Origin of the sequence: Pseudoflavonifractor sp. 60 (assembly GCF_009911645.1) — a bacterium.
Taxonomy (GTDB): domain Bacteria; phylum Bacillota; class Clostridia; order Oscillospirales; family Oscillospiraceae; genus Lawsonibacter.
This window is the reverse complement of the sequence record NZ_QWKI01000050.1, coordinates 1-15,599: the sequence shown is the minus strand read 5'-3', so window position 1 is coordinate 15,599 and position 15,599 is coordinate 1. Positions and strand designations below refer to the sequence as shown.

Here is a 15,599-nt window from a genome sequence, read left to right as displayed (position 1 = left end):
TGTCTTAGGAAATCTACTTCTATATTCAAATTTCAAGTAGAAGCAGTGCCAGCAGTCAATCCCCACCGCTTCGCGGAACCCCTTTTCAAAGGGGCCGGGCCGCCTGCGGGCGGGACGAGAGATGAGCCCTGCGAAGCAGGGCCACACAAGCGGCGAAGCCGCTTGCCCCCTTTTGAAAGGGGGTACCCGAGCGAAGCGAGGGCGGGGGATTGTCTTAGGAAAACTGCTTCTATATTCAAATTTCAAGTAGAAGCAGTGCCAGCAGTCAATCCCCACCGGCTTCGCCCCTTTTCAAAGGGGCCGGGCCCTGCTCAATCCCACCAGAAATACCAGTAGTTCGATTTCGCCAGCCCGCCGGCCAGCGCCCCCACCGTTCCGACGCCCTGCTCTACGATATCAACACAGAAGAAATACTGCTCCAGCGCCACCTCCATGGCCTTATCCCGGGGGACAGGGGCGGGGAGGATGTACTCCACAATGTCCATAGACATGACTGCCGGCACCGCGCCGTACTGCTCGAACCAGTATTTGGCCGCCGCCCGGTGCTCCTCCGGGGCGGGGCAGGCGTTCCATCCGCCGAAAGGCAGGTAAGCAAAGACCTCCCAGGGGTCCTTCACCGGGATCTCCGCCAGCACCACGGGCTGAGTCTGCTTCCCCTGGTAGTCGGTCAGGCTGAGAAATTCAGTGATTTTCTGTCCCTCGGACATATCCCCGCCCAGGACCTGGCCAAAATGCTCCTCCAGCTCCTCCGGGGAGAGGTCCTCGCCCCACTCCGCCCGGGCATCCTCCTCGAAGCGGTGGAGCATAGCCCTGCCGTCTTCGATGGGGGTGCTGCTCATCGTCTGGCGGAAGGCCTCCAGATCACCGAACATTTCGGCCATATTGCCCCACTCGTCCAGCACCAGCAGCACAGGGGTGAAGCCCTCCCGCTCCCGGGCCTGCTGGTAGGCTTTTAAAATGTGGCCGCCCTTTTTCTCAAAGGGGAAACGGGGCTTGGAGGGCGGAAAGTAGGTGCAGGGACAGCCCAGCTTCTGCTCCAGCTGCTTTGCCTGTTCCTCAAAGGTCAGTTTTTCACGCATAACGCTCACTCTCTTTCTATTCAAGGGCTACATCACGTGGAAATCCAGGAGAACAGCCCGCAGACTCTCCCCCTCATAGAGAAATTCCATTTGCAGGGTCATGTCGGTCAGCTCGCCGCCTGAGGCCAGGTCGTAGTCCACATGAAAGCCGCTGCCGTTGTCATAATGATAAAAATTGAGCTGTGTATAGCAGGGGTTTGTGGGGAGAGTCACCCACTCCTCGCTCCAGTGGTCGATGGGCGGGATTTGCTCCCACCCCCACATCTGGAACACCCCCGTTACGTAGTCACTCAGGGGTTCCTGTATCCCGTCCCCCAGCTGCGCCAGCTTGGGAATATCGTCGCAGCGCTCCTCTGCAAGGGCGTCAACCACCTGTTTCAGGATTTCCGTCGCTCTTTGCTCCGCGGTGTGCCAATCCATACGTTCAGTCCTCCCGCGCGGCGGTCAGCAGCTGCTTGTCCACTGGTTCCTCGGGGACAAAACTGTGGAGCTTATAGTCGTTGTCGTCCACAAACAACTTGCCGCAGTCTGGACACTGGTAGATACATCGGGACAGATAACGGGTCTGGAGGCTGATAACAATTCGATTCACCCGCTCGTCCATCGTGAGGTCCTCATTCCGCATCACCGCCTCTATGGCCTCGCAGTAGCGGTCCTCGTCCTCGTCGGACAGGAGATAGGCCTTATGGGGAATGTTGTCTGTGATATCGTGGATACACCTTCCGCAGGTGCAGTAGAAGTGCATACCGCACCTCCTTTACTCCTCGTCCAGCCGCTGGGCCATCTCGTTGAGAAACAGCCGGGTCAGCTTGAGCATATTCTCAAAGTCGGCCACGCTGCCCACGCTGGCGGGGGCGTGGAGATAGCGCACGGCGGCGGACACAGCGGCAACCCGGACCCCGGCCTTGGTGCGCTGGATGGTGCGGGCGTCGTTGCCTCCGGCGATATACTCCTTGGTCTGCCAGGGAATCCCATTCTCCTCTGATAGACGTCGAAGGGTCTCAAAAAGTTCCCGGTCGTAGATGGTGGCCCCGTCCATGTAGGAGATCACCGGTCCCCTGCCCGGGGCGCACACCCGGCGGTGGTCCTCCACGCTGGGCAGGTCGGCGGCGGTGGTGGTCTCCAGCACCAGGGCGATCTCCGGGGTCACCGCGAAGGCCGCCCCGAAGGCCCCTCGGGTCCCCACCTCCTCCTGGGCGGTGAAAGCGAAGGTCACATCCAGGGGCAGGTCCTCCTCCAGCAGCTTGAGCATCACGGCGCAGCCGGCCCGGTCGTCAATGGCCTTGGCCTTGAAGAAACCGCTGCCCAGCTCCTCCGGCTGGCAGAGGAAAGCGCCATAGTCCCCCGGCTCCACCAGTTTTTCGGCGGTCTCCCTGTCCTTTGCCCCGATATCAATATAGAGGGCTTCGGTTTTCGGGGTCTTTTTCCGCTCCTCTTTTGTGGTCAGGTGGATGGCCTTCAGGCCGATGACCCCGGGGACCTGATCGTGTCCGATGACCACCGGCTTGCCGATGGCCACCCTGCGGTCCACGCCCCCCACAAAGTCGAATTTGAGAAAGCCCTCGTCGGTGATCCGGGTCACAATGATTCCCACCTCGTCCATGTGGGCGCACAGCATCAGCTTGTTCCCGGTGGATTTTTTGCCCTGCTTGAAGACGGTGAGATTGCCAATGGAGTCCACCCCCACCCGGTCCACGCTGCGCAGGGCCCGCTGAATGAGATAGCTGCGCACGTCGTCCTCATCCCCTGATACGCCGTTCAGCAGGCAGAGTTCTTTTAAAAGGTCTAACATCCCGCTCCCCCCTTATCCAATCGCTTCCACAAAGGCGGCCAGCAGCCGGGCGGTGTCCTCCAGGTCACGCTTGCTCACCACCTCCACCGGGGTGTGCATATACCGCTCCGGGATGGAGAGCACAGCGGTGACAACGCCCTCACGGCTGACCTGGATGGGCCAGGCGTTGGTGCCGCTGGAGCCGGACATCACCTCAAGCTGAACCGGCAGCTCCAGCTGCTTGGCCAGCTCCCGGAGCCGCCCCGACAGGGACCGGGCGCAGTTGGGCCCAACCCCGATGACGGGGCCGCCCCCCAGCTTGAAGGTCTCGTGCTTTGAGGCGTCGGGGCTGTCCCCGTGGGTCACGTCCACCGCCACGCACATGGCCGGGGCAATGTCATAGGCGGCGGTAATGGCCCCGCTGGAGTGGGTCTCCTCCTGGGTGGAGCCCAGCACATACAGGTCCACGCTCAACTGCTTGTCCTTGACCCGCTCCAGCACGTCCAGCAGCACCGCAAAGCCCGCCCGGTCGTCCAGAGCCTTGCCCCGCAGCAGGTCCTCCCCCAGCGGGTCACAGCCCCCCCGGTAGGCGGCGGGGGTCCCAATGGGGATTTTCTCCAGGGCCTCCTCCTGGGACAGGCCCACATCAAGATAGAGGTCCTTGATGGCCAGAGACTTGTCCATCTCCTCCGCCCCCTGGACGTGGGGGGGCAGGCAGGCCACGACCCCGTGGATGGGCGGGTCGGTGAGAAGGGTCACCTCCCGGTCGGGCAGCATCCGCGGGTCCACCCCCCCCAGAGGGGCAAATTTCAAAAAGCCCTCCTCGTGGCCGGTGACAATAAAGCCGATCTCGTCCAGATGGGCGTCCAGCAGCAGCCTTGGGGCGTTGTCCAGGCCGCACCGGCGCACCCCCACCACACTGCCCAGGCGGGTGGTATATACCTGGCCGGTCAATGGCCGCAGCAGGGCCGCCGCCGCCCGGGCCGCCGCGCCCTCAAAGCCGCTGGGGGCGGACAGAGCGCACAGCCGGGCTAAGGTCTCGTCATAGTTCAAAATGGGATTACCTCCGTTCCGGATTAGCATGGTCAGATAGCTCTATCTTAATACGAAACAGGAAAATGCGCAAGTCTGAGGAAAATTTTCAGGAGAATTTTTCAAAATCCCTTGACAAGCCGTCCCGCCCCGTATATAATGTGCGGTGCGTTCAAAGACAGCAGGTGCCCCTCCGGGGCGTAATTCCTGCCGAGAGTGCTTTCAAGGGAATATTCTTTTGATGGTACTGTCCTCCTGTCTTTTTGACGGGAGTTTTTTGTTGCGCGCCAACAATTTCTGGAGGTGAAACCCAAAATGCCTAACGCAAAGGTCCTTTCTGAGAAGAAGGCCATCGTGGCCGCTCTGGAGGAGCAGCTGAAAAACGCTTCCAGCGGTGTGCTGGTGGACTACAAGGGCATCACCGTGGCCGAGGACACCGCTCTGCGCGCCGAGCTGCGTCAGAACGACGTGCAGTACAGCGTGGTGAAGAACACTCTGGTCCGCTTCGCCCTGGATGACGCCGGTTTGAAGGAGCTGGACGGCGTGCTCAACGGCACCACGTCTCTGGCCACCAGCTCCGGCGACCCCATCGCCCCCATGCGCGTGGTCAACAAGCACGCCAAGCAGCTGGGCGAGGGCAAGTTCAACATCAAGGGCGGCTTCATGGACGGCAAGGTCCTCTCCCTGGAGGAGATCATGGCTCTGGCTGAGCTGCCCCCCAAGGAAGTGCTCCAGGCCCAGGCTCTGGGCATGATGCTGGCTCCCATCACCAGCCTGGCTATCGTGCTGAAGGCCATTGCCGAGAAGAACGGCGAGCCCGCCCCCGCCGAGGAGGCCCCCGCCGCCGAGTAAGCGGCAGACAATCAAATTTTATATTACACAATCAGGAGGTTTATTATCATGGCTAGTGAGAAGATTACTGCGATGATCGAGGAAGTCAAGGCTCTGACCGTTCTGGAGCTGTCCGAGCTGGTTAAGGCTCTGGAGGAGGAGTTCGGCGTGTCCGCCGCCGCTATGGCCGCTCCCGCCGGCGGCGGCGCCGCCACAGAGGCCGCCGTGGAGAAGACCGAGTTTGACGTGGTCCTGGCCGGCTTCGACGCCGCCGCCAAGATCAAGGTCATCAAGGCCGTCCGCGAGATCACCGGTCTGGGTCTGGCCGAGGCTAAGGCCGCTGTGGAGGGCGCTCCCAAGACCCTGAAGGAGGCCGTGTCCAAGGACGAGGCCGAGGAGCTGAAGAAGAAGCTGGAAGAGGTCGGCGGCAAGGTGGAGCTGAAGTAAGTCTCCCCAATCCTAATCTAAAAAATCCCCGGAGCAGCGCAGACGCTGTTCCGGGGATTTTTGCTGTCTCCAGAGCGCTAGTTCTCCTTCAAAACCCGGGGATCGGGCGGGATAACAGGGCGGTCGCCCTCCAGCTGGTCGAAATAGTCCTCCTCCTGGAGCACGGGCTTGCGGCGGCGGGCAATGGCCATAATGGTGGGATAGAGCACAATGGCGATAAGGCCGCCGGAAAAACCGTTGTTGTACAGATTCATCCCCGCCACGGGGGAGCCGGTATACAGCACCACCGAGGAGTGGAGGAACCCGGCCAGGACCCCGTAGGCCCAGCCGAAATAGCCGGCAATGGGGGCCAGGGTGGTACAGAACAGGCAGGCCAGCTGGACGGCGGAGTCGTTCAGGGTCCAGTCCATCACCAGACTGCCCAGAGACACCCCCGCCATCACCGGCAGGATGTTGCCCGCGTGCTTACCGAAGGCAGAGAAGCCCATAATGGTGAGGATGCCCCCCACAGTGGGTCCGTTCAGGTCGCCGCCGGTGAGGAGAATATAGGCCATCCCGATCAGGCCGTTGACCCCGGTGTTGATCAGGACGGGGGCGGGGCCGAACATACGCAGATAGTCGCTGGGGGCCCGGCCGCTGGTCTGGAGCAGACGCCGGTAGCCTGCCCAGGAGGCCCACACCGGCTTCCTGGAGAAGAAGAGGCCGCCGATAATCAGCAGCACACAGATCAGCCCCAGCATGGCCCCGAAGTGGACGTTGTAGCCCGTGGCCCAGCGGTAATGGGTCGTGGGGTCCGCCCCCAGGGAGGCCATCAGCGGCACGCAGATCAGCGCCACCAGCCCGCAGGCGAAGCCCACGTTGTACAGGTTCATGCCGTTCTGAATGCGGTATGTGTAGCTGGTCAGCGGGGGCATGATGAAGCCGATGGTCAGCCCCACCAGCGCCCCCCAGAAGGGGTTGCCCCAGCCGTTGTCCAGAGAGATGTAGCTCACCACCGGGGCCAGGGCCGTGGCCATCATGCCGATGCCCACATAGCCGCCCAGGGGCTCCTTCCGGTACCGGGCATACAGCATGGACCCGATGAGAATGGGCCAGATGTTCACAAAATTCTTTCCGAACAGGGAGAAGCCCGACATCAGGCCAAGCTCCACCAGCGTCATGCCGTTGAGGGTGTCCCTGGCCAGGTAGAGGACTCCCACCGAAATACCAGTGACAATGGCGGAATTCACCAGCGCCGCCCCCGGTCCGGCCACCAGCACGTAGTCGGTGATAAGGGCGTCCTCGGTGATAATAATGGTGTAAAGTCCCCGCAGGATATTCCCCGGAGTATCCATGACAAAGCCGGCCAGAGCCAGCAGGACCACATAGGCCCACAGATAGGGGAACATCCCGTCGTACCTGGCCTGATGCTCGCCGTGCAGATGGTGGAAAAATCCCATGGACGCCGCTCCTTTCCCTCTCCCCTAGTTTCCGTTAAAAAATTCCCGGGTCTGCTGGGCGTTGCGGCGGATCTCCTCCGTCAGCGCCTCCATGGAGGGGAACTTTCGCTCTGTACGGAGGTACTGGTAAAACTCGACTCGTACCTCCCGGCCGTACAGGTTGCCGTCAAAGTCCAGCAGAAAGCCCTCCACTGTCACCTGGTCCCCGTCCTCTACCGTGGGCCGGACCCCCACATTGGTCACTGCCAGATAGGGCCCCTCCCCCGGGATGCAGGGCCGGTGGTCGAGGTAATCAGGGAGTACCCACACCCGGGTCGCGTACACCCCGAAGGCGGGGACAATGACCCCCTCGGGAATGCGCAGGTTCACCGTGGGGAAGCCCAGCCGGGAGCCCAGGTGTTTGCCGTGGTTCACCGGGCCGGACAGCCGGTAGGGATGGCCCAGGAACTGGTCCGCCCGCTCCATCTCCCCTTGGGCGATGAGACTGCGGATATAGGTGGAGGAGATGGTGATGCCCTCCCGCTCCACCTTGGAGATGATGTCACAGCCCACGCCCAGCTGGGCGCATTTTTTTTGCAGCCGCTCCGGATCGCCCTTCCCCTTGTAGCCAAAGTGGAAGTCGTGTCCGGCCACCACGTGGACCACACCCAGCTCCTCCACCAGGTACTGGGCCACAAAGTCCTCCCAGTCCATGCGCTGCATGGCGTCGAAGGGGGCGATCACCACCTCCTGGATGCCATACAGCTCACCCATCAGGCCGGCCCGGTCCTCCACCGTGCTCAGCAGGGGGATGTTCTGTCCGGTGATGACGGCGGTGGGGCTGCGGTCGAAGGTAAAGGCCGCAGGGACCGCCCCGCGCTCCTCCGCCGTCTCCCGCACCCTTTGCAGCAGGGCGCCGTGGCCCAGGTGGACCCCGTCAAAAAAGCCCAGGGCAATGACCCGGGATATACACATAGGCAAATCGCCTCCATTCTCAGTTTCCCTTCTCCAGCAGCTCCAGCAGCAGCCGTTCGTTCTCCCCGGCTGCCCGGGCCAGCTGGGCGGATTTCTCCCGCAGACGGGCCAGGACCCCGTCGTAGTCTGCCATCAGGGCGTCCGCGGCGGCAATGGCCTGGCCGGCATCGAAGGAGGCCACCTCCCCGGCGGCAGGCAGCTCCAGCTCCTCCAGATAGCTGGCTACCTTGGGGTCGTAGACCAGTCCCAGGGTGGGCACCGCCATCCGGGCGGCAAAAATCAGCGTATGCAGCCGCATGGCCAGACACAGCCTGGCCTGCCCCAGTACGCCCATCAGCTCCCGTGGGGCTGCGGGGATATCCAACACATAGGACACCCCGCCCATCCGTGCCCGGACCCGCGCCGTGGCCTCCCGGTCCTGGGAACGCTGCATCAGCAGGAAGAGGATCTCCAGGCCGTATTGCTCCCGCAGATGACAGCACAGCCGGGCCAGCTCATCCCAGAAGGTCTCCGTGTCCGGCCAGTCCCGCACCGACACCGCCGCAAAGGGCCGCCCCTCCGGCAGTCCCGCCTGGGCCAGCAGCTCCAGAGCCCACTCCCGGCTGACGGGCTCCAGCTGAAACACCGGGTCGGCGGTGACCTGGACGGGACGGGTCACTCCCATCTCCGCCAGCTCCCGGGCAGAGCTGTGGTCCCGCAGGGTCACCAGGGCGGCGCGCTCCACGACCCGCCGCACCCGTCTCCGGTTGGCGGGCTTGCGCACGGGCCCAATGCCGTTGGCGTAGAGCATCACCGGCTTGCGCAGCAGCTGGGCGCAGCGGATCACCGACAGATAGTACACCAGAGACCGGGTTGAGGTGGTGTCCTGGAGCAGGCTACCCCCGCCGGACAGGAGCACATCCCCCTGGCGCAGGGCGGAGACGACCCGCAGAGCCCGGAACCGGGAGACCGCCTCCAAGCCGTACTGCCTCCGGGTCAGCTCCGGGTCGTTGGACAGCACAGTGACCGCAATCTCATCGCTGGCCGCCTGAATGGCCTGCTGAATGGACTCCAAAATGGCGTCGTCCCCCGCATTGCCAAAGCCGTAGTAGCCGCTCATCACAACCCGGTACTTCCGCCGCCGCACCTGCCGGTAGACCGACAGGCAGTCCTCCGCCATCCGCCCCACGGAGTAGAGCTCCTGCACCACCTGGCGGCCATAGAGCCCGGCCCGCTCCCGCTCCTCCTGGGACAGACGGAAGGCGGCGGTCACATCGGCCAGCAGAGTGTTCGGCTCAGACATGGGCAGACCCCGGCAGCAGAAGTTGCCCGCCTGGGCCTCGGCCAGCTTCTCGGGACCAAATAGACCCTGGTAGCCCTCGTTGCCCGCTACAATGACAGGCTTCCCCGCCGACATGGCCTCCAGCGCCGCACGGGACACCCCTACAAACACGTCCCCTGCCGCCGCAATCTGGTTGACGTCGGTGCGGGCCCCCGTCATGGTGACGCAGGGGCGGCCTAGTTTGGCGTTCACTGCCTCCGCCCGCTCCTTCAGCTGGTCAAAGACATTTCCGCCCCCGGCAATCAGCAGTTGGATCCCGGGAACGGCCCGGTCCAGCTCCGGGGCAATCTCAATCAGCTGGCCCGCCACCAGGGCCCGGTCCTCGTCCATGCGGCTGACGTAGGACAGAATGGGCCGGGAGCGGTCCAGACCAAATTCGGCAATGATCCCCTCGCCGGTGAGCTTGGGGGAGAATTTCTCCGTGTCAATGCCGTTGATGGTGACGGTGATGTGCTCGGCGGGGGTGTTGTACTCCCGGATCAGATAGGCCTTGATGTCCTCTGACACCGCCACCGTCCGCTCCCCCCAGTCGGTGAGATAGCGTAGGATCCCGCTGGTATCAAAGACCCAGTGGGCGGTGGTGACGAAGGGGACCTTCATCCGCCGGCACAGTCCGCCGCACAGAAAGGCGGGAATGCGGGCGTGAGCGTGGACCACGTCGGGCCCCTCCCGGCGGATGACTTGTTTGAGTATGCCCCGGGCCTGGACCATCGCCTTCATGCTGCGCCGGTGCAGGGGAGCCTGGTAGTGGCGGATGCCCACCTTCTCCACCTCGGACACATAGACGCCGCCGTTGGAGATGATCGCCACGTCATGCCCCCGGTACTTCAGCTCCTTGGCCAGCTCTACAATGTGGGTCTCCGCCCCGCCAATGTCCAGCCCCATGGTGGCCATTAGAATTTTCACGGGCCGCGCCCCCCTCTCGTTGGTAGTTCATATGTGTATGCTGTTGCTCTGTTGGCAAACAATCCCTCGCCCTCGCTCCGCTCGGGCACCCCCTTTCAAAAGGGGGCAAGCGGCTTCGCCGCTTGTGCGCCCCTGCTTCGCAGGGCTCATCCCTCGTCCCGCCCGCAGGCGGCCTGGCCCCTTTGAACAGGGGCAGAGCGGTGCGGTGGGGATTGATTTGCTGGCTCTGCTTCTGCTTAAATGCTCAAATAGAAGGTGGTACTCCCAGGGACAATCCCCCGCCCTCGCTTCGCTCAGGCACCCCCTTTCAAAAGGGGGCTGAGCGGCTGCGCCGCTTGTGGGGCCCGGCTTCGCCGGGCCTGGCCCTCCTCCCGCCCGCAGGCGGCCTGGCCCCTTGCCAAAGGGGGCTGAGCGGCTGCGCCGCTTTCCGTGTAGGGAAAACTTATCCGATGCTCGCCACCGTGCCGGTAAACTGGCTCATGCGGGTATAGTAGGCCCGGGCGGAGTTCACTGCCAGGTCATACACCCGGTTAATGGAGTAATTCTTGCCGTTAATCAGCCCTGTCCCCTCCACGGTGATCAGCAGGTCCACGCTGTCCTCGGTATCCACCAGGGCGGCGGTGCCGTCGTTGAGCAGCACCTGGGTCGTCCCCGGGTCCCGCACCACCTGGATCTCGGTAATCTCCCCCAGGGCCCGGCCGCCGCTGGAGTAGTTCTGGTCATAGAGGCCGTCCCCCACCAGAATGGCGTCGGCCACATAGCTGCGCACCCCCCGGGCCAGGACCTGGAAGGTGATGGGCTGTTCGGTAACGGTGATGCCGGTGTGGGCCTGGTTGCTCTTGAAGTGCAGGGCGGCGGCCAGGACGATCACCACCGCCGCCACCAGCAGGTCAATGACGCTGATTTTGCCAAACAGGCGTCCATTGTGGTCAATGATCTTCATTGCTCTCCCTCCACTTCCATGGCGATAATGGGGCCGCTGACCATATAGCCCTCCCCCTTGATGTAGGCGGTGGCCCCCACCCGCAGGATATAGCCGCCCCCCACGGTGATGCTCTCCCCGTTGGCGGAACAGGGGGCCTCCACCACGGCAATCACGTCTTCAAAGCCCTCCTGGCTGGACAGCACGTTCCGCCGGTGGACGTGGTCCAGCACCTGGGTCTCCACCGGGACGGCCTGAGCGGACACCACAGTGCCGATGGCAAAATTCTTCACGCTGTCGGTCAGCTGGTCCCCCGGCTCGACAAGCTGGCTGGTCCCCTCGGGCATACGCTGGAAGCGGACGGTGTACCGCACGGTGGAGGTGCTCTGGGGTGTGGCGTTGGCCGCGGGGGCCTGGGGCTTGAGGGCGGTCCACAGCACCACGGCCCCCACCGCCAGGACGATCAGCAGGACGATCCCGTCAAACAGATTCAGCCGCAGACGGAATTTTGGTGTATTCTGTTCCATTTATTTGGCTCCTTTCAGGGTATCCACATAGACATTCTCAATGTTTTGGGCCATTATCTCTCCGGTAAACCGCTGGCGGAAGATTTCGCTCCCCCGGCGGCCCATCCGCGCCAGCTCCGCCCGGTCGTCCATGAGGCGGGCCACCGCCCGGGCCAGAGCGTCCGCGTCCCGGGTCGGGAAGATCAGACCGTCCTCCCCGTCGTCGATGAGCCAGGGGTTGCCCCCGTAGTCGCTGACCACCGCGGGCAGACCCATGCTCAGCCCCTCCAGGATGGACAGGCTGGAGGTCTCGGTGCCGTAGGAGGCGTTGAGCTGCAAGTCCAGCGCCGACAGCAGGGGGGCCACCTCCGAGACGAAGCCCAAAAAGCCCACCGCCTCCTCCAGTCCCAGGCGGGCGGTCTCCCGGCGCAGCTCCTCCTCATAGGGGCCGGTCCCCGCAATGAGCAGCTTCACCGGGCGGCCCTCCCCCCGCAGAATATGCAGGGCCTGGAGGATGTCCTTGTGGCCCTTGTAGTCCTCCAGCCGGGCCAGGATGCCCAGGGCGAAATCCTCCGGGGCCAGTCCCCACTGCCGCCGCAGGGCCTGGGTCTCCGCCGGGGAGAGCCGCTCCACCGGGGCGACTCCGTTCATCATCACGGTGATCCTTTTGGGGGAGACCCCGCCGTCGGTCAGATTCCGGGCCGCCGCCGGACTGATGGCGATGATCCGGTCGGCATAGTGCTCGTTGATCAGCTTGTTGACCCACCGCCCCGGGGGATAGCGCAGCTTGGCCGGGACGGGGAAGGCGGAGTGGCGGGTATACACAATGGGGATTTTGCACCGTCTGGCGGCAACCCGCCCCGACAGACAGCCGTGGGTGTGGACCAGGTCGGGCCGCTCCTCCCGGAGCAGTGCGGCGAGGACCTTCACGTCGTCCCGGTGGAAGGAGCGGTCGGCGATGCCCTCCACCTCAAGGACCCGGCCCCCCGCCTCCTCCAGCGGGGCCTTCAGCAGGCTCCCTCGAGGCAGGGCCACCGAGATCTCAAACCGGTCCCGGTGGGCGAAGCGCAGGTAGTTCACCAGGACCCGGCCCGCGCCGCCGATGTTGGTGTCGCTGATGATGTTCAGTACTCGAATCAAGCCAGCAGCCTCCCTTCGGGCAGCTCGCCGCGCCGGGCGGACAGGGCCCCCAGCACCAGACAGGTCCAGAAGGCAAAGAGGACCCGGTAGTTGTAGAAGGAGAAGTCGGTCATAGCCTGGACCAGGAAGCCGCACACGCCGCTGGTGAAGGCAATCTGATACAGCCGGCTGGTCCAGTCCTTCTCCCGGCTGAGGGCGGTACACATCATGCGGAAATAGACGAAGAGGAGGATCAGGAACACCCCCAGGGCGGCGATGCCCGCGTCGCACACGATCTGCAAAAACAGGTTGTGGGAGTGGGGAGCGATAATGCCGTTGTAGCTGTAGGCGGGGTAGACCCGGTTGAAGGCGTCCGTCCCCGGGCCGATGCCGCACAGCCAGTAGTTTTTCAGCATAGCCAGGGTCCCCATCCAGATATAGAAGCGGTAGGAGGTGGATGCGTCGGTGAAGTTGCCGATGCTGGTAAAGCGCTCAATGACGGTATCGGGCAGCACAAACCACAGGGCCGCCAGGGCAAAGGGGGCCAGCAGGATCAGCCGGGGGTTGAGCAGCACAAAGAAGGCCGCTCCGGCGAAGAGCAGGCCCAGCCAGGCCCCCCGGGCGAAGGTGAGCAGCATACACACGCACATGGCCCCGCAGCACAGCAGGTACCAGACGCGGCTGGTCCAGTCCCGGGCGGACAGCAGCTTGGCCCCGCCGATGGGGATAACCAAAATCAGGTACTGCCCCAGCATATTGGGGTTCCCCAGGGTCGCGGTGACCCGAAACTGGATGGAGGAGAACATATCCGTGTCAACCCAGGCCTCGGACTGGTAGCCCCAGCGGAACACGTACTGCAAAATGCCGTAGACTGACACCGCCGCCCCCGCCAGCACCACCAGCGCCAGCAGGGCGTCCAGCTGGTCCCGGTTGGTCACCGAATTGTACAGCACCACCGAGAAGAGGATAAAGGCCACCGTCAGCAGTCCCGGTTCCAGGCTGGAGGCCAGATGGACGGAGAACAGCGTCCCCGCCATGTAGACGGCGGCGTAGAGGAGGATATACCGGTTGATGGGGGACCAGCTCAGGGGACGGCGGGGGTCCCGGATCAGGTTCAGCGCCAGGGAGCAGGTCCCCACCAGCGCCAGCCCCAGCACCGCCATGGTGGGCAGGAGGGGGGCCAGCACCGCCGGAAGCATACACCACAGCCAGCTTTTGGTGAACACGCTGCCCGCAAACAGCCGCTCCAGCCCCATGATCCGGTACAGCCAGCACAGCGCCCCCCGCACCTTCGACCACAGCCAGAAAAAGACGCTGCTCTCCGACGCCCTCCGGGTCCAGCCCCTGGGATGCAGGAACCACTGCACCGCGCCGCTGCCGCGCCACTGCGCCCCGCACCAGCTGCACAGGGCCATCAGCCCCCGCCAGAGCAGGCTGGCGTTTAAAATGTCCTTCCCTCGTTCCATGCCTTGACCTCGTTTCTGCGAAAATTTTACAGGGTGTGCTTCCATTTGCGCTCAGCGTTTCTTCCGGTTTTTCACCAGCGAGAGCATCCCCTGCACCTCCTCACTCCGGAGGAGCAGGAGGAAATACAAAATCACGCCGCCCCCGGCGCACAGGCCCAGGGTCAGCAGCTCGCCCATTTTCCCGCCGGGGAGGAGATTTGTCATCACTCTCACACCCCCGGACACACACAGACCCATGATCCCGGCGGCCAGGGCCATTTTCAGCAGCTCCGCCAGGACGGCGGCGTCCAGGATCTTCTCCGCCCGCTGGAGGGGCAGGAGGAGGAGCAGGGCGTATACCGTGGAGGACACCGCGCAGGACACCGCCAGCCCCGCCACCGAGAAGGGGCCGGTGAGGGCCTGACACAGGAGCAGGTTGGTCAGGATGGACAGCCCCCCGGCGACCAGAGGGACCCTCCCCTGCTGCCTGGCGAAGTAGGCCCGGCTGAGGATGTTCTGCACCGCGTAGCCCGCCATGCCCAGAGACATCCAGCTCAGGGCGGAGGCGGTGATGCCGGTGGAAAAATCGTCAAAATTTCCCCCGCTGTAGATCAGGGAGATCAGGGGCCGGGCCACCGCCATCAGCCCCGCCGACATGGGCAGGACAAAAAACAGGCTGAGGCGCAGGGTCTGGCGGATGGTCTCCCGAAACTCCCCCTCTCTCCCCCCCGCGGTGAGCCGGGACAGTTTTGGGAAAATCACGTTGGTAATGGACAGAATAAAGACCCCGGCAATGACCAGGTACAGATTGGAGGCGTACTCCAGCACCGACACCCCCGCCCCCTCGTAGAGCCGGGAGCCGAACCGGGCGTTGATTGCCTGGTTGATGGGCTGGACCCAGGTGGACACCATCACCGGCCCCATAAGGGCAAACACCTTTTTCATCCCCGGGGACCGAAATTCCAGGCTGGGGCGGTACTGAAATTTCAGCCGGACCAGGGGCGGCAGGAGGATGACCCCCTGGAGCAGCCAGCCCAGCAGATAGGCCCCGGCCAGGCCGTAGATGCCCAGTTTGCCGTCCAGGGTTAAGAAGTAGAGGATGATGACCAGGTTGGAGGCGGTGGACATGAGGGCGGGGGCGGTAAAGTGGTCCTGGGCCTGGAGGACTCCCACCAGAGAGAAGGCCATCCCCGAGAAGAACACCGTGGGGAACATGGCCCGGGTCAGGGAGGTGGCCAGAGCGGTGGTGGCGGGGTCTGCGTAGTCGGTGAAGAGAGCCACCAGGGGCTGGGGGAAGGCCATCCCCAACAGGGTCAGCCCCCCGGTGAGCAGGGCAATGATGGTGAGAAAGGCCCCGGCAAAGCGGAAAGCCTCCTCCCGGCCCTTCTTCTCCAAATACTCGCTGAACACCGGGATAAAGCAGCTGGCCACGGCGGAAGCGAACACCGCGTCGAAGAATACCCTGGGAATGCGGCTGGCGGTGAAGAAGGCGTTGGCGGCGGCGCCGGTGCTGTAGTGGACCGCCAGCAGCCGGTCCCGGTACAGGCCCAGTACCTTGCCGATCAGGGTTATCACCATCACAAAGCTGACCGTCTTCACCGCGCTGTTCTGCCGCTCCTCCAAGCCGTTCCCCTCCTCGAAAGACATAATCGGTATATTTTACATCATATGCCGTTTTTTTTCAACTACCCATTCCTGAATGTTTTGTAAATATCTTCGATTCGCAAAATATCTTGCATGGGGCGGGACGGTTCCGGCGAAGCCGGTGGGGATTGCCTTACAGGCACTGATTCTACCTAAAATCTGAAATAGAAGCAGTCGTCCTAA

At 63.5% G+C, this 15,599-nt stretch carries 15 protein-coding genes; 2 read left to right on the top strand and 13 right to left on the bottom strand.

Annotation, left to right across the window (positions count from 1 at the left end; translation table 11 throughout):
* Window positions 1-311 precede the first annotated feature (311 nt).
* From D1646_RS06655 to D1646_RS06635, 5 genes are read right to left on the bottom strand one after another with little or no spacing between them, the layout of a single operon-like run.
* The gene (locus D1646_RS06655) at window positions 312-1,079 is read right to left on the bottom strand and encodes a DUF4253 domain-containing protein (protein WP_160635718.1); all 768 of its coding nucleotides are present in this window, start codon (window positions 1,077-1,079) and stop codon (window positions 312-314) included.
* A 27-nt stretch (window positions 1,080-1,106) separates the two neighbouring features.
* Window positions 1,107-1,499 carry a hypothetical protein gene (locus tag D1646_RS06650; RefSeq protein ID WP_160635717.1) on the bottom strand — a complete coding sequence of 131 codons (393 nt, stop codon included), beginning with the start codon at window positions 1,497-1,499 and terminating at the stop codon, window positions 1,107-1,109.
* Between the two features lie 4 nt (window positions 1,500-1,503).
* Window positions 1,504-1,824 (bottom strand): hypothetical protein, encoded by a 321-nt coding sequence (locus D1646_RS06645; protein WP_160635716.1) that lies wholly within the window; start codon window positions 1,822-1,824, stop codon window positions 1,504-1,506.
* 12 nt (window positions 1,825-1,836) lie between these two features.
* Window positions 1,837-2,871, bottom strand: a complete 1,035-nt coding sequence (locus tag D1646_RS06640; RefSeq protein ID WP_160635715.1) for a M42 family metallopeptidase — start codon at window positions 2,869-2,871, stop codon at window positions 1,837-1,839.
* A gap of 12 nt (window positions 2,872-2,883) precedes the next feature.
* Entirely contained in the window at window positions 2,884-3,903 is a 1,020-nt protein-coding gene (locus D1646_RS06635; RefSeq protein WP_243154052.1) for a M20/M25/M40 family metallo-hydrolase, read from the bottom strand.
* Window positions 3,904-4,197: 294 nt separating this feature from the next.
* On the opposite strand from D1646_RS06635, the gene rplJ reads away from it, so the two are divergent.
* A complete protein-coding gene (gene rplJ, locus D1646_RS06630) occupies window positions 4,198-4,734 on the top strand; it encodes a 50S ribosomal protein L10 (RefSeq protein ID WP_160635713.1) in 537 nt (178 codons plus the stop codon).
* A gap of 48 nt (window positions 4,735-4,782) precedes the next feature.
* A complete protein-coding gene (rplL, locus tag D1646_RS06625) occupies window positions 4,783-5,160 on the top strand; it encodes a 50S ribosomal protein L7/L12 (protein WP_160635712.1) in 378 nt (125 codons plus the stop codon).
* Between the two features lie 77 nt (window positions 5,161-5,237).
* On the opposite strand, the gene D1646_RS06620 is transcribed toward rplL, so the two are convergent.
* From D1646_RS06620 to murJ, 8 genes are all read right to left on the bottom strand, one after another.
* Window positions 5,238-6,599, bottom strand: a complete 1,362-nt coding sequence (locus tag D1646_RS06620; RefSeq protein WP_160635711.1) for a DUF1576 domain-containing protein — start codon at window positions 6,597-6,599, stop codon at window positions 5,238-5,240.
* A gap of 24 nt (window positions 6,600-6,623) precedes the next feature.
* Window positions 6,624-7,553, bottom strand: a complete 930-nt coding sequence (gene ribF / locus D1646_RS06615; protein WP_160635710.1) for a riboflavin biosynthesis protein RibF — start codon at window positions 7,551-7,553, stop codon at window positions 6,624-6,626.
* Between the two features lie 19 nt (window positions 7,554-7,572).
* Window positions 7,573-9,780, bottom strand: coding sequence for a polysaccharide pyruvyl transferase CsaB (csaB, locus tag D1646_RS06610; RefSeq protein WP_160635709.1), 2,208 nt, complete (start codon window positions 9,778-9,780; stop codon window positions 7,573-7,575).
* A gap of 442 nt (window positions 9,781-10,222) precedes the next feature.
* A complete protein-coding gene (locus tag D1646_RS06605; protein WP_160635708.1) occupies window positions 10,223-10,723 on the bottom strand; it encodes a DUF4330 domain-containing protein in 501 nt (166 codons plus the stop codon).
* The gene (locus D1646_RS06600) at window positions 10,720-11,229 is read right to left on the bottom strand and encodes a DUF4330 domain-containing protein (RefSeq protein WP_160635707.1); all 510 of its coding nucleotides are present in this window, start codon (window positions 11,227-11,229) and stop codon (window positions 10,720-10,722) included. Before D1646_RS06600 ends, D1646_RS06605 begins: the two co-directional genes overlap by 4 nt.
* A complete protein-coding gene (locus D1646_RS06595) occupies window positions 11,230-12,348 on the bottom strand; it encodes a glycosyltransferase family 4 protein (RefSeq protein ID WP_160635706.1) in 1,119 nt (372 codons plus the stop codon). It lies immediately after the preceding gene.
* Window positions 12,345-13,793: an O-antigen ligase family protein gene (locus D1646_RS06590; protein ID WP_160635705.1), complete on the bottom strand. Its 1,449-nt coding sequence runs from the start codon at window positions 13,791-13,793 to the stop codon at window positions 12,345-12,347. Before D1646_RS06590 ends, D1646_RS06595 begins: the two co-directional genes overlap by 4 nt.
* Before the next feature lie 51 nt (window positions 13,794-13,844).
* Entirely contained in the window at window positions 13,845-15,395 is a 1,551-nt protein-coding gene (murJ, locus tag D1646_RS06585; protein WP_160635704.1) for a murein biosynthesis integral membrane protein MurJ, read from the bottom strand.
* Window positions 15,396-15,599 lie beyond the last annotated feature (204 nt).

What these genes read in the sequence shown, in the direction of transcription:
- D1646_RS06605 (WP_160635708.1), bottom strand. Translation starts at nt 10,723, where the DNA reads ATGAAGATCATTGACCACAATGGACGCCTGTTTGGCAAAATCAGCGTC.
- rplJ (WP_160635713.1), top strand. Translation starts at nt 4,198, where the DNA reads ATGCCTAACGCAAAGGTCCTTTCTGAGAAGAAGGCCATCGTGGCCGCT.
- ribF (WP_160635710.1), bottom strand. Translation starts at nt 7,553, where the DNA reads ATGTGTATATCCCGGGTCATTGCCCTGGGCTTTTTTGACGGGGTCCAC.
- D1646_RS06655 (WP_160635718.1), bottom strand. Translation starts at nt 1,079, where the DNA reads ATGCGTGAAAAACTGACCTTTGAGGAACAGGCAAAGCAGCTGGAGCAG.
- D1646_RS06645 (WP_160635716.1), bottom strand. Translation starts at nt 1,824, where the DNA reads ATGCACTTCTACTGCACCTGCGGAAGGTGTATCCACGATATCACAGAC.
- D1646_RS06600 (WP_160635707.1), bottom strand. Translation starts at nt 11,229, where the DNA reads ATGGAACAGAATACACCAAAATTCCGTCTGCGGCTGAATCTGTTTGAC.
- D1646_RS06590 (WP_160635705.1), bottom strand. Translation starts at nt 13,793, where the DNA reads ATGGAACGAGGGAAGGACATTTTAAACGCCAGCCTGCTCTGGCGGGGG.
- D1646_RS06640 (WP_160635715.1), bottom strand. Translation starts at nt 2,871, where the DNA reads ATGTTAGACCTTTTAAAAGAACTCTGCCTGCTGAACGGCGTATCAGGG.
- D1646_RS06650 (WP_160635717.1), bottom strand. Translation starts at nt 1,499, where the DNA reads ATGGATTGGCACACCGCGGAGCAAAGAGCGACGGAAATCCTGAAACAG.
- rplL (WP_160635712.1), top strand. Translation starts at nt 4,783, where the DNA reads ATGGCTAGTGAGAAGATTACTGCGATGATCGAGGAAGTCAAGGCTCTG.
- D1646_RS06620 (WP_160635711.1), bottom strand. Translation starts at nt 6,599, where the DNA reads ATGGGATTTTTCCACCATCTGCACGGCGAGCATCAGGCCAGGTACGAC.